A 13,158-nucleotide genomic window follows, 5' to 3' on the forward strand; every position below is an offset into this window, starting at 1 on the left:
GACTATACAACACCCAAGCAGTTGTATATAAAGCATCAATCGATTCATTAATATGCAAAGCAACTTGATTTAGTTATACGCTTAGCTAAAATGAACAAAATAAAGTAAGACTCAATCAGCCCATCTGTAAAGATTTGGAAAAAGCATCGGCAACCAATAAGACCAATGCAAGTATCCATACCAGTTGTGCTGGCGACCATAGCAAGAGTGAACCACCTGATCCCTTCCCGAACTCAGAAGTGAAACCTCTTAGCGCTGATGGTAGTGTGGGGTTTCCCATGTGAGAGTAAGTCATCGCCAGCTCATTATTCAAACACCCTCAACATCAGTTGGGGGTGTTTTTTTATGCCTGAATTAAACTAATAGATTTGAGCCAAAGAAATTAAAGGCAATGAAAATACTGATTCAAAATCAGATTTGTATACTAGCCGTGTTCTATGAATATAATAACGATGAAGTTTCTTATTTTTAGGTGTTTACGTGAAAATTAATTCCTTCTCTTCAATACCTGAAGACGATGAAGAACTCTCTCTCCCTGAATTAGTCTATTGGGCTTCTTTAGGCGATCTAGATGAAGTAGAGCAATTACTTTTAGAAGGACAAGATCCTAATCAGACAGATGATGAAGGCTATAGTGCTTTACAAGCAGCTGCCGAGAATGATCATCTAGAGGTGGTTAAACTATTAGTCGAAAAGGGAGCTCATGTCGATTATAAGAGTGAATACACAGCACTACGGCTTGCAGAAATGGCTAGTAATATAGATATAGTGCATTACTTAAAGAGTTTATGAAACTGTAAATAAAGGCCTCTTTTATTTAATTAGAGGCCTTTTGGTTTTAAGCTAAATGATATTTCTGTAGTTTCTCAACAATTGATTGAAGTCCTTTTACTTCAAATTCATTTGCTTCGAATTTTTCATCTTTATTACGTTTAAATATATCTCGTATCTCTATCACAGCATTCGGGTCAACAATACTTAAACTTGAGGTGACTTGACGTATTTGGCTAATAGAGCGAGAGCCATTAGTTGAACCATATCCAATAAATGCAGCAGGTTTATCGCTCCATTCTTTACCAACATAGTCGAGAGCATTTTTTAAGGCTGGACTGTAACCATGGTTGTATTCTGGGCTAATAAAGATAAAAGCATCTGCTTGAGCAATTTTGTTTGCCCATTCTTGTTGTTTAGGTTGATCATAAATTCCGGTAGCGGGTGGGTGAGAGCCTGAAAAAAGAGGTAAATCCCATTCTTTTAAATCGACGACTTCAGTTTGGAAATCGTTTAGACCCAATGTTGGAATTGTGGTTTCTAGCCAATTGGCAACTTTAATTGCTGTACGTCCTTCACGAACACTTCCTACGATAATATAGACCAGCATGTATGTTTCCTAAGAATTTTTATCTTTATAAGTTAATTCATTATATAGGTGGGAGAGAATATAGAATTTGTAAGGATTCTTATGTCATCAATAAAAAATTGAATAATAAAAAGCCCTCATTAAGAGGGCTTTTTATTTATATGAGCTTAATGCCCTGTTGGCCTTCGGGAGTTACCTTGAATATTTCTACTTCAAAGGTAATATTTTTCCCAGCTAACGGGTGATTAAAATCAATTTCTGTAATGTCATCATTTACCGACTTCACTATGCCGAATAAGGTTGTTTTTGCCTTATCTTCAAATTCAATCATATGGCCAGGAATAGGGCGTTGTTCAAACTTAACCGTATCGAAAGTTTGTATATTTTCCGGATTCCATGGGCCAAATGCATCTTCAGGTGGAAGATGCACCGTACGACGGTCGCCTGCACGTAAACCAAATAATGCTTTTTCAAAACCTGGTAAAAGATTTCCGTCACCAATAGTAAGAGTAACTGGTTCTTCACGGTTACGTGTATTATCGATTTCTACACCATTTTCAATAGCAACAGAAAAGTGTAGATCGACTTTAGAGCCGTCTGTAATACGAATTTCTTCGTTAGGTTGGATAATTTCGGTCATATTATGCATCCGAATTTTGGTTACGTTGCTTCTCAAGGAAGAATGTATCGATGAGTAGCAAGATGGTACCTAGGGTAATGGCACTGTCCGCAATATTAAAAGCTGGAAAGTGATGATTTTGGTAATAGACATGAATAAAATCGACAACATAGCCTAAAGTAATGCGGTCAATTAAATTGCCTAATGCTCCACCTAAAATTAAAGCGATGGCTACAGGTAGCACCACCATTTTTTTAGGCATACGAAGCAACCAAAATACAAAAAGAACTGAAACTAAGCCTGCTAAAGATGTGAAGAAATAGCGTTGCCATCCTCCTGCATCAGATAAAAAGCTAAAGGCTGCACCATAGTTATGTAATAGTGTCCAGTTTAAAAATGGAAGCACAGGTACTGGATCCGCGTAGTTCAGATGTGTACTTGCAATCCATTTTGTCCATTGATCCAACACAATGGCAAGGACAGAAAGTCCAAGCCAAATTAGGTTGTGTGGATAAAACTGGAATAAGCCTTTTTTAGCTTGTGAATTAGGCATATTTTCTCACTTCGCCACGACCAGTGACGTTCACAATACAACGACCACATAAACCAGGATGATCGGCATGTGTATTTACATCTGGAAGGACATGCCAGCAACGTGCGCATTTTTCACCTTCAGCAGCAGATATTTGTACACGTAAGCCTTCCATTTCAGTTGCTTCACCTTGTTCAGCAAATGGATGTACTACTACTTCTGAAGTAATAAGAACAAAACGGAGTTCATCAGCCAGTTGGTTTAAAACTGTTTGTAATGATTCATTTGCCCAAAGTTCAACTTTGGCTGAAAGATTACTGCCGACAAGTTTAGCGTTACGCGCTGCTTCAATCTGTTTATTTACTGCAGATTTTACGCTAATCAATGTTTGCCAATCTTCTTCAGAAAGCAAGTTTGCTTTTGATGAAACCGGTAGGTCATACCATTCTGAAGTAAATACATACTTTTCAGTTTGTTCTGGAATCAATGGCCATGCTTCTTGAGCGGTAAAGCTTAAGATTGGGCTCATCCAACGGATAAATGCTTGGACAATATGATAAAGCGCTGTTTGTGCAGAACGACGTGCCTGAGAATCCGCTTTAGTGGTGTACTGACGATCTTTGATAATGTCTAGGTAGAAACCACCTAAGTCATTAATACAGAAGCTTGTTAACGCACTACACACCACATGGAAGTTCATTTCTTCATAGGCAGTGATAATCGTTTGTTGTACTTCATTCGCACGCTGCAAGATGTATTGGTCGAGAGCGATGAGGTCATCTACTGCCAAAGCATCTGTGCTTGGTTTGAAACCATTTAAGTTAGCAAGCAAGAAACGTAATGTATTACGAATACGACGGTAGCTATCACTTACACGGCTAAAGATTTCTTTGGATGCTGCGATTTCATAGCGATAGTCACTAGAAGCTACATACAAACGTAAACCATCAGCACCAAGTTGTTTGATGATTTCTTCTAGCGGAATATAGTTGCCTAAAGATTTCGACAACTTACGACCATTTTCATCAACCGTAAAGCCATGTGTTAACAATGCTTTGTATGGTGCACGATTGTGAATTGCCATAGAAGTTAATAAAGAAGACTGGAACCAACCACGGTGCTGGTCTGAACCTTCTAAATATAAATCGGCAGGACTTTCTAGATCTTCACGTTGTTCAAGTACAGCGTAATGCGTTGTACCGGAATCGAACCATACATCGAGGGTATCGCGAATAGCGTTATATTGTTCAGCATCTTCACCAATGAAGTCTTTCGCGTCACGTTTGAACCATGCTTCAATACCTTCTTGTTCGATAAGTTTAGCAACTTCTTCGATGAGTTCAGGTGTACGCGGGTGTAATTCGTTCGTATCTTTATGAACGAAGAATGGGATTGGCACACCCCAAGTACGTTGACGTGAGATACACCAATCTGGACGTCCTTCAATCATTGATTCAATACGGTTTTTACCCCAGTTCGGTACAAACTCGATATCGTTTTCAATTGCATTAATGGCGCCTTCGCGTAAACCTTTTTGATCCATGCTAATAAACCATTGTGGGGTTGCACGGAAAATAATAGGGGTTTTATGACGCCAGCAGTGCGGATAACTGTGTTTGATTGGTTGATGCGCCCATAAACGGCCTACAGCACCCAAAGCTTCGATAATCTTTGGATTGGCTTTATAGATGTGCTCACCAGCATAGATAGGGGCAGTTGGTAAATAAACACCATTACCACCCACTGGGTTATCTACTGTAAGGTTATATTGAAGACCAACTTTATAGTCGTCTGCGCCATGGCCAGGAGCGGTATGTACTGCACCTGTACCGCTTGTTGCGATAACGTGTTCACCTAAAATCACTGGAACTTGACGATCAGTGAGTAGCGGGTGTTGTAATGTAAGGTTTTCAAGTTTGCTACCAGTAAAGTCTGCTAAAACTACTGGATTTTCAAGTTTATAGCGTTCAATCGCTGAAGCAACAAGGTCTTTAGCAAGAATGAAGTTTTGCTTACCACGCTCAGTAGTCACTTGTACCAATTGATATTCAATTTCGGCGTGCAAAGCAACGGCTTGGTTCGCAGGTAATGTCCATGGTGTAGTGGTCCAGATCACAATATCAGTTGTATCTTGAACGTCTACGCTTAAACGAGCACTTAAATCTTTTAGATCGACAACGCCAAAACCAACATCAATTGCATCAGATTTTTTATCTTCGTATTCAACTTCAGCTTCAGCAAGCGCCGAACCACAGTCCATACACCAGTTCACTGGCTTTAAGCCCGGCTGGATATGACCATTTTTTTGAATTAAACCTAAAGCACGGACGATATCAGCTTCTTGTTTATAGTTCATGGTGAGATAAGGATTATCCCAGTCACCTAAAATACCTAGACGCTTAAAGTCATTACGCTGTAAATCAATTTGTTTTAGCGCGTATTCACGACAAAGTTTACGGAAAGTAGCCGCGTCAACTTTTTCACCTACTTTACCTACTTTTTCTTCAACTTTTAGCTCGATTGGCAAACCATGACAGTCCCAGCCCGGTACATAAGGCGCATCGAAACCTGACAGAGTACGGCTTTTTACAATAACGTCTTTGAGTACTTTGTTGACCGCATGGCCTAAGTGAATTGTACCGTTCGCATATGGAGGGCCATCATGCAAAATATATTTTTTCTTGCCAATACGCGATGCACGAATCTGCTGATAAATGTTGTCGGTATACCACTCTTCTAACCATTTCACTTCACGTACTGCCAAATTTGCTTTCATTGCAAATTGAGTATCCGGCAGGTTTAGCGTGGCTTTGTAGTCCACTGCATTCTCAGGAGTTTGCTTATCGCTCATGCAAGTTTTCATCCAGTTTAATCAGCTTGGGAGCCGACATGTTTTACAATCAAAATTCGAATTAAAAAGGAAATTGTGTCGTGTCGTTACGATATTGTCGTAACTGATGCACGTCATTATCAATTCCTGCCTTAAGTGCTTCAAGCGAAGGGTAGTTCAATTCACCATGAAGATAGTGAAGAAAAGTCACCCGCATAAATAAGCCATACAGATTAGCAGAAACATCAGGGAAATGTACTTCTAATCTCCACTCTGGATGTTCTTGCTGAATGGCTGGACGTGTACCGACATGACCCGCGCCATATAGGCTGTTTTCATGATATCCGGCAATTCCTGATTTTTCAGGTGTGTCCTGAAGTACTTTTTGAGTTAATGACGTTGTTTCGCAAATGACTTCAACCCCATAAATGCCATTTAAACAAGGTTTATGGCGGTTGAGGCGAACGTTAATGGTTGGAAAATCGAGAGTTCGTCCAATCTGGTCGCCATATTGAACACGTCCAGTAATACTGTATGGACGGCCTAATAATTTAGCGGCTAAGGCAAGATTTCCTGCCTGAAGTACCTGACGAATACGAGTTGAACTTACACGTTCACCTTCGAGTTCAATAGTATGTAAGTTGGTGACCCCAAATCCGTAATCTTTTAAAAATTCGCTATTGCCTTGGCGGTCTTTGCCAAAATGGAAATCATCACCTAAAACCAAAGCCTGTGCGTTTAATTTGTCTTTTAATAAATCTGCAAATTCAGTAGCACTCATGCTACGGAAGTGTTGATCAAATTTAGCAACCGCAATGTAATCTACTCCAAGTTCGGCTAGGTATTCGACTTTTTCCCGTAATGAATTAATACGAGGAGGGGCATCGTAACCTTGAAAGAACTCAAGAGGTTGTGGCTCAAAAATCATGACCAATGTTTTTAAGCCTTGTGCTGCAGCAATTTTTTTGAGTTGAGCAATCATCGCTTGGTGACCTAAATGGACACCATCAAAATTACCAATAGTTACCGCTGTTGGTGGTAACTGAAAATTGGGCGATAACGCATTAAGACGAAGCAGTTTCATGAACTTAAAATATGGCTATTTTTGCAAGGGCTATATATTGCCATAATCTCACAGATTCGTCTTGTTGTTGTGTTTTTACTCAGTTATTTTTCAATATGAATATTCTTTATATTTAAAATACTGATGAATTAAATAAAAATAAATCAGTTTTTCTTATTAATTATTTGCTCTACTATATTTTCATCCACTCTTTGATTAGAGAATTAAGATGAAAAAACCCTTTTACCAATTAAATCAAAGCAAAGATGTTATACGACATTTTACCCCAAATTGGTTTACAGCGACTATGGGTACTGGTGTGGTAAGTATGATTTTAATTCAGCTGCCATTTGCTCAATCATTTTTATTCATGCTAGCCACTTTGTTATGGCAAGTTAATATTGTCCTATTTAGTGTTTTTTCAGGTCTCTATTTATTACGGTGGTTGCTTTTCCCTCATGAAGCGAAGCAAATATTTAAGCATCCAAACATGAGCTTGTTTTTAGGTGCTATTCCGATGGGGTTAGCTACCATACTAAATGGATTCTTAAGCTTTGGTATTGGGCTTTACGGTGAAGTTGCAATCCATATTGCTCAAGTTTTATGGTACATCGATGTCTTTTTAGCTCTAGCAATTGCGTGGATTGTGCCGTTTTGCATGTTTAGCCGTCAGAACCATCAGTTACATACCATGACTGCAATCTGGCTTTTACCTGTGGTTGCATGTGAAGTAGCAGCAAGTTCTGCGGGGATGTTAGTAGCTCATTTACCAGCAAATCTGCATAGCTTTCATTTATTACTGGCTGGTTATGTGCTTTGGGGAATCTCTGTTTTACCGGCATTCGCTATTTTGACAATTTTAATGTTGCGTATGGCTTTACATCAGTTACCTGAAAAAGAAGTTGCTATTTCTAGCTGGCTCTCTTTAGGCCCAATTGGAACAGGTGCATTAGGATTATTGTTGCTAGGGGAGCAGGCACAAAGAGTGGCGCCAAATGTAGGATTTGACCAATTCGCGAATGTCTTTCCAGCTTTAGGAATCGTGGGTAGTCTGGTGCTTTTAGGTTTCGGGTTATGGTGGCTTGGTCTAGCAATCTTAACAACGCTTCGTCATGCAAAGACAGGTATTCCATTCAACTTAGGTTGGTGGGGCTTAACTTTTCCATTAGGCGTATTTATTCTGGCGCTATTTAATTTAGGACATCAGGTTGAAATTGTATTTTTACAATGCGTTGCTGTGGCATTGAGTATTCTGTTATTGACGATGTGGGGCGTTGTAATGAAGAAAACGCTAGCAGGAGCATATAGTGGTCAACTGTTCTTTTCTCCATGCTTAATCGCTTTACAACAAAAAATGCAGTGATCATGAAAAGGTGCAAAAAGCTTTTGCACCTGATTTATACTTATTTTCTAATTTTATTTAATTTTGATTTGAGCTTTTTGAATGAACACTGATATTGCTTTAATTATGGCACTTCCTAATGAATCTAAAGGTTTATTTGAACAGGCAGGTGTTGAAGTCCATTACAGTGGTATTGGCAAGATTAATGCTGCCTTTAAAGCATTTGAGGTTATTCAAAAAACGGGGTGTAAAACTTTAATAAACCTAGGTACAGCTGGTAGTTCTGCATTTAATCGACATGATTTGGTCGAGGTGAAGACTTTTGTGCAACGTGATATGGACGTTTCACCTTTAGGGTTTGAAGTAGGTGTAACGCCGTTAGATGATCACTTACCAGCTGAAATTCACCTTCAACCACATTTTGCTGATTTGCCAAAGGGGATTTGTGGTACTGGCGATTCATTTGAAACAGGCCAGCCAAAGGTAGCTTGCGATGTGGTGGATATGGAGGGTTATGCTTTAGCCAAAGTCTGCCATAAGTTAGGGGTTCGCTTGATTTCTGTGAAGTATATTACTGATGGAGCAGATGACACAGCACATCTAGATTGGGAAGAAAATTTATTATTAGGCGCCCAAAAACTTTTAGCTCTTTATCAAAATCATTTCTAAAAAAAGATCGGCAAGTTTGCCGATCTTTTTTGGGTTTTAACGAGGCAATACGCCGTAGAGCATCAGGTGTACTGTGTGCTCAATTGAGCGTTGGAACATGCTTCGGTTACGAAGAGTTTTTCCAGTCACCATTTCCATTTGAGTTGCAAAATCTGCATAGTTTTGCGTAAGGCCCCAAATGTTTAAAATTAATAATTCTGGGTCGATATCTGGTGAAATCTTCCCTTCTTCTTGCCAAGTCTGAATGACTTTAGCTTTACGCTTAAATAGTTTTTTTAATGGTCCTTTGAGAATAGGTAAAATATGCGGAGCGCCTTGAATTATTTCTAATGCAAACAATCTAGATGCTTTCGGTTGGCTACGAGACAGTTCGATTTTTTGTATTAAATAGTGAGATAAGGCTTCGGCTGGTTCTAATTCAGATTCTAAAGTTTGTAAGGGAGCCAACCATTTTTGTAAAACAGTTGTGAGCACTTCTACGTATAAAGACTCTTTATTTTCGTAGTAATAGAAAATATTCGACTTATGCATGTCGGCGAGTTGGGCAATTTCATCCAGACTTGCGCCAGTGAACCCATAGACCGAAAATACGTCAAGGGCGGCAGCAAGAAGCTGATTGCGCTTTTGGGTACTCTTTTTTTGTTCCATCTGCTGCATAATTAAAAAAATAATATTCCCATTGTAAGGGAAATTGTTTGATTTGTGCACAGGTGTCTTGCTTTTTTAATCAAAAAACGGCTAGTTATTTGCGTAATAGATATACTATTGTGCAAAAAATAAAGAATTTAACTAGTTTATTGTTATTCTTAAAAATATTTTTAAAATTTCGCCCTAAAAAAGAGCAATAAAACAGCAGCTTTATTGCTCGTAAATTGGGCATTTTTCGGTTGAACGGTTCTTATTACTCATTGCAAACTTAAGTTGCCAAAACAGCATCGAGTACTTGTTGCTCAAGTTGGGCAAAACTAATGCTCTTTTTACGTGGGCGTGGCAAATTAACTTGGAAACTTTGAGCAATCTGACCTTTATCTAATAAGATAATACGGTCAGCTAATTGCACTGCTTCACTTACATCATGTGTCACTAAAATGGCAGTAAAACCTTGTTCTTTCCACAAGTGCTCAATCAAGCTTTGCATTTCAAGACGGGTTAGGGCATCTAATGCACCCAAAGGCTCATCTAACAACAAAATGCGTGGCGTATGTGACAATGCGCGTGCTAAAGCTGTACGTTGTCGCTGGCCGCCAGAGAGTTGTGAAGGCCATTGTCCCGATTTTTCTTTTAAACCAACTTTTTCTAGTAACTCTTCAGCTAAAGCATGTTGCGATTTTGGTAGTCCAAGTTGAACATTTTGAAGAATATTTCTCCAAGGAAGTAAACGAGGATCTTGGAACATGACTCGAATATCATCATTGGTAATGCCTTCACGCAAATGGCGAGCAGACTTAAATTTAATTTCTCCAAAACTGGCTTTTTCAAGTTGAGCAATTAAACGTAGTAACGTACTTTTACCACAACCACTTCGACCAACAATTGCTAAAAATTCACCAGGTTGGATGTGTAGGTCAAGATCTTCAAGAACCTTAACCTCGCCATAAAATTTATACAGCTGCTCAATCAGAATCTCTGCGCCTAATGTTGGTTCTTGTGATTCTATTGGCTCTTCAGGAATGAGCTGCACGTCATTCTGATTAATATTTAAATTCAGATTTGTCATGTTTTAAGCTCCCTTATTTCTGATATCCAGAGTGCCAACGTAGTAAATAGCGTTCTAAAATCTGTGCTAAGACATCTGCCAGTTTGCCTAATAAGGCGTAAAGAAGAATACCGACCAGTACCACATCTGTTTGTAAAAACTCGCGTGCATTCATGGTCATATAGCCAATACCAGCTTGAGCAGAAATGGTTTCAGCAACAATCAGCAATACCCAAACTAAACCTAAAGCAAAGCGTAAACCGACTAAAATAGAAGGCATCGCACCTGGAAGAATAATTTCTTTGTAAAGTTGCCAGCGAGAAAGTCCGTAGCTTTTACCCATCTCAATCAATTGAGGGTCGACTGACCGAATCCCGTGATAGGTATTGATATAAATTGGGAAAAAAACACCTACTGCGACTAAAAATAATTTTGCTGTTTCATCAATACCGAACCACAAGATAACGAGTGGAATAAGTGCTAATGCTGGGATGTTACGAATCATTTGCAAGGTTGTATCGAGTAGGGTAGATGCAAATCGAGAAGAGCCATTAAGTAAACCCAATAGCAAACCCAATCCGCCCCCAATTAAAAGCCCAAGCAAAGCGCGACCTGCACTGACCTTAACGTGATGCCATAATTCTCCGCTAACGAGTAAGTGCCAAAAAGCGGAAATGACTGCCGTGGGTGCCGGCAAAATACGGCTTTCTAAAAGACCAGAACTCGATGCAATTTGCCAGACAATCAATAGGATGATCGGGAAAATCCAAGGCAGCAAATGCTGCCCGATTTGTTTTGTTCCACGTGAAACAATACTTTCATCTTTACTCATGCAGGCTCCTTGACGGAACTATTTTGCTTCTTCTCGTCGGGAACATAGTTGTTAGCAATAATTTCACCGAATGGACCGGTTAAATTTGGCTGAGCAAGTTTCGCTCGGGTTTCGATTGGTAATAGAGGGAATACTAATTCTGCAAAACGGATTGACTCTTCAAGATGTGGATAGCCTGAGAAAATAAAGGTATCGATACCTAGGTCAGAATATTCCTGAATACGAGCAGCGACTGTTTCAGGGTCACCTACAAGTGCTGTACCCGCACCGCCACGGACTAAGCCAATACCCGCCCAGAGATTTGGAGATACTTCAAGCTTGTCGCGGTTGCCGCCGTGGAGAGCTGCCATACGTTGTTGGCCGACAGAGTCCATTTGTGCAAATTTTTTCTGTGCGGCAGCAATGGTCGCATCATCAAGATATTGGATAAGTTCGTTAGCTGCTGCCCATGCTTGTTCATTGGTTTCGCGAACAATGACATGCAAGCGAATGCCATAAGTCAATTTACGGCCTTTAGCCTCAGCTTTGGCACGAACATGTTCGATCTTTTGTTTGACTGCTGCTGGTGGCTCACCCCAAGTGAGGTATGTATCGACTTGCTCAGCGGCCAAGTCGACAGCGACGTCTGAAGAACCGCCAAACCAAAGCGGTGGATACGGTTTTTGCACAGGTGGGTAAAGCAGTTTTGCATCATCAACTTGTAAACGCTCGCCGTGAAAGGTAAATGCTTCACCTGTATGCGAGCGTGTCAAAATTTCACGCCAGATTTTTACATATTCATTGGCAGTTTGATAACGCGTTGAGTGATCTTCATATAAACCATCGCCGCGTAGTTCAGCCTCATCACCACCAGTGACTAAGTTGAGTAGCACACGACCATTCGACAAGCGGTCAAATGTTGCAGCCATACGTGCGGCTAAAGCTGGTGTGGTTACACCCGGACGTAACGCCACTAAAAATTTAAGGTGTTGTGTTGCATCAATTAGGCTAGCGGCCGTAATCCATGGGTCTTCACATGAACGACCCGTTGGAATAAGTACACCTTCATAACCCAAATTATCTACCGCCACAGCAATTTGCTTCATATAGGCATGGTCAACCTGACGAGCGCCTTTACTTGTACCTAAATAGCGACTATCACCGTGGGTAGGAATAAACCAGAAAATTTTCATGTGCATTACCTATATGTCTATTGAAATTACTTGGCAATCCAAACAGCTTGTTTGATGCTGATGGGTTTTGGAATGATGCCTTGTTGGGTAAAAATGTCTGCGAGCTGTTGTTGCTCGGCAATAACTTTGCTGTTGAGTGGCGCTGCCGATGATGGGCGTGGACGACGCTTAATGAATAAGTCACTGGTCGCAGGCTTAAGGCCTGTGCTTTGCCCAATGGCACTTGCCGTTTCTGCTTGATGGCTTTGAACCCATTTGTCGGCTTGATTGATTTGTTTTATGAGTCCTGAAACAGCCTTAGGATGTTGTTTAACAAAATCTGGAGCTGCTAAGTAAAAGGTATAATTCGGGCTTAAGCCTTTACCTGATGCAAGAACACGGGCTTGATCTTCTAGTTGTGCTGAAGCGAAGTAAGGGTCCCAAATTGCCCATGCATCAACGGCACCTTTTTGGAATGCAGCACGAGCATCGGCAGGAGTAAGCCAAATTGGAGTAATGTCGCTCCAGTTTAGGCCTGCTTTACGTACGGCTTGTACAAGCAAGTAATGAGAGCTGGAACCTTTTTGCAGCGCAATACGTTTGCCTTTCAGGTCTTTAAGCTGTTTCAGTTGCGAGTTTTTAGGAACTAAAATTGCCGATGCTAACGGTTTAGCTGCTTCATAAGCAATGTAATATAAAGGCTTGCCAGCTGCTTGTGCGTAGACTGGTGGGGTGTCTCCAGTGACTCCAACATCAAGTGAACCGACAGCTAAAGCTTCTAAAATTTGTGGGCCAGCAGGGAACTCATTCCAAGTAATTTTGGCATTTGGAAATTCTTGTTCAAATAATTTTTGCTGTTTGGCAATCGCAAAGTTAATCGAGCTTTTTTGAAAACCAATACGAAGTTCTTTCACAGTTGGATCAATTGCCCAAGCTGGCGCTGCAATTGTTAAACCTAATACAGTGACTGCGCTAATACGTTTAGCTAACTGGACCCACTGACTTTTATTGAAAAATGACTGATGTTGCATATTGATATCCTTGTTCCCCTTGAGGCAAGGCGC

Annotated in this window: 13 protein-coding genes and 1 rRNA gene; 4 read left to right on the plus strand and 10 right to left on the minus strand. The window is 40.3% G+C overall.

Translation table 11 applies throughout. The annotated features are described in order from the left end of the window. The first annotated feature begins 188 nt into the window (after positions 1-188). Both rrf and BMW38_RS17440 read left to right on the plus strand, forming a co-directional pair. Positions 189-303, plus strand: a 5S ribosomal RNA gene (gene rrf / locus BMW38_RS17435). Between the two features lie 177 nt (positions 304-480). Further along, positions 481-792, plus strand: coding sequence for an ankyrin repeat domain-containing protein (locus BMW38_RS17440; protein WP_092710414.1), 312 nt, complete (start codon positions 481-483; stop codon positions 790-792). A gap of 46 nt (positions 793-838) precedes the next feature. Here BMW38_RS17440 and BMW38_RS17445 read toward each other — a convergent pair whose 3' ends face one another. The 5 genes from BMW38_RS17445 to ribF form a co-directional block, all read right to left on the minus strand. Further along, positions 839-1,381, minus strand: coding sequence for an NADPH-dependent FMN reductase (locus tag BMW38_RS17445; protein WP_004640308.1), 543 nt, complete (start codon positions 1,379-1,381; stop codon positions 839-841). A gap of 136 nt (positions 1,382-1,517) precedes the next feature. Next, positions 1,518-2,000, minus strand: coding sequence for an FKBP-type peptidyl-prolyl cis-trans isomerase (locus BMW38_RS17450; RefSeq protein WP_092710417.1), 483 nt, complete (start codon positions 1,998-2,000; stop codon positions 1,518-1,520). Between the two features lies 1 nt (position 2,001). Next, positions 2,002-2,532 (minus strand): signal peptidase II, encoded by a 531-nt coding sequence (lspA, locus tag BMW38_RS17455; protein WP_005037701.1) that lies wholly within the window; start codon positions 2,530-2,532, stop codon positions 2,002-2,004. Beyond that, positions 2,525-5,362 carry an isoleucine--tRNA ligase gene (ileS, locus tag BMW38_RS17460; RefSeq protein ID WP_092710420.1) on the minus strand — a complete coding sequence of 946 codons (2,838 nt, stop codon included), beginning with the start codon at positions 5,360-5,362 and terminating at the stop codon, positions 2,525-2,527. Before ileS ends, lspA begins: the two co-directional genes overlap by 8 nt. A 61-nt stretch (positions 5,363-5,423) precedes the next feature. Next, on the minus strand, positions 5,424-6,425 hold the full coding sequence (gene ribF / locus BMW38_RS17465; protein WP_092710424.1) for a bifunctional riboflavin kinase/FAD synthetase: 1,002 nt from the start codon (positions 6,423-6,425) through the stop codon (positions 5,424-5,426). 208 nt (positions 6,426-6,633) lie between these two features. Here ribF and BMW38_RS17470 point away from each other — a divergent pair, with 208 nt between their 5' ends. Both BMW38_RS17470 and BMW38_RS17475 read left to right on the plus strand, forming a co-directional pair. Next, positions 6,634-7,767, plus strand: coding sequence for a TDT family transporter (locus tag BMW38_RS17470; RefSeq protein WP_092710428.1), 1,134 nt, complete (start codon positions 6,634-6,636; stop codon positions 7,765-7,767). An 81-nt stretch (positions 7,768-7,848) separates the two neighbouring features. Continuing rightward, positions 7,849-8,415 carry a 5'-methylthioadenosine/S-adenosylhomocysteine nucleosidase family protein gene (locus BMW38_RS17475; RefSeq protein WP_004640319.1) on the plus strand — a complete coding sequence of 189 codons (567 nt, stop codon included), beginning with the start codon at positions 7,849-7,851 and terminating at the stop codon, positions 8,413-8,415. A gap of 36 nt (positions 8,416-8,451) precedes the next feature. On the opposite strand, the gene BMW38_RS17480 is transcribed toward BMW38_RS17475, so the two are convergent. The 5 genes from BMW38_RS17480 to BMW38_RS17500 all read right to left on the minus strand — a co-directional run bounded on the left by BMW38_RS17480 (position 8,452) and on the right by BMW38_RS17500 (position 13,125). After that, the gene (locus BMW38_RS17480; protein WP_003655809.1) at positions 8,452-9,072 is read right to left on the minus strand and encodes a TetR family transcriptional regulator C-terminal domain-containing protein; all 621 of its coding nucleotides are present in this window, start codon (positions 9,070-9,072) and stop codon (positions 8,452-8,454) included. 259 nt (positions 9,073-9,331) lie between these two features. After that, a complete protein-coding gene (locus BMW38_RS17485) occupies positions 9,332-10,132 on the minus strand; it encodes an ABC transporter ATP-binding protein (protein WP_092710432.1) in 801 nt (266 codons plus the stop codon). A gap of 13 nt (positions 10,133-10,145) precedes the next feature. Beyond that, the gene (gene ssuC / locus BMW38_RS17490; protein ID WP_003655804.1) at positions 10,146-10,943 is read right to left on the minus strand and encodes an aliphatic sulfonate ABC transporter permease SsuC; all 798 of its coding nucleotides are present in this window, start codon (positions 10,941-10,943) and stop codon (positions 10,146-10,148) included. After that, positions 10,940-12,115, minus strand: coding sequence for an FMNH2-dependent alkanesulfonate monooxygenase (ssuD, locus tag BMW38_RS17495; RefSeq protein ID WP_092710437.1), 1,176 nt, complete (start codon positions 12,113-12,115; stop codon positions 10,940-10,942). The genes ssuC and ssuD overlap by 4 nt, the downstream gene beginning before the upstream one ends. 26 nt (positions 12,116-12,141) lie before the next feature. Beyond that, entirely contained in the window at positions 12,142-13,125 is a 984-nt protein-coding gene (locus BMW38_RS17500; RefSeq protein WP_092710442.1) for a sulfonate ABC transporter substrate-binding protein, read from the minus strand. Positions 13,126-13,158: the final 33 nt, after the last annotated feature.

The sequence above is a fragment of the Acinetobacter sp. yr461 genome (assembly GCF_900110445.1).
In the GTDB taxonomy this organism is placed as follows: Bacteria; Pseudomonadota; Gammaproteobacteria; order Pseudomonadales; family Moraxellaceae; genus Acinetobacter; species Acinetobacter calcoaceticus.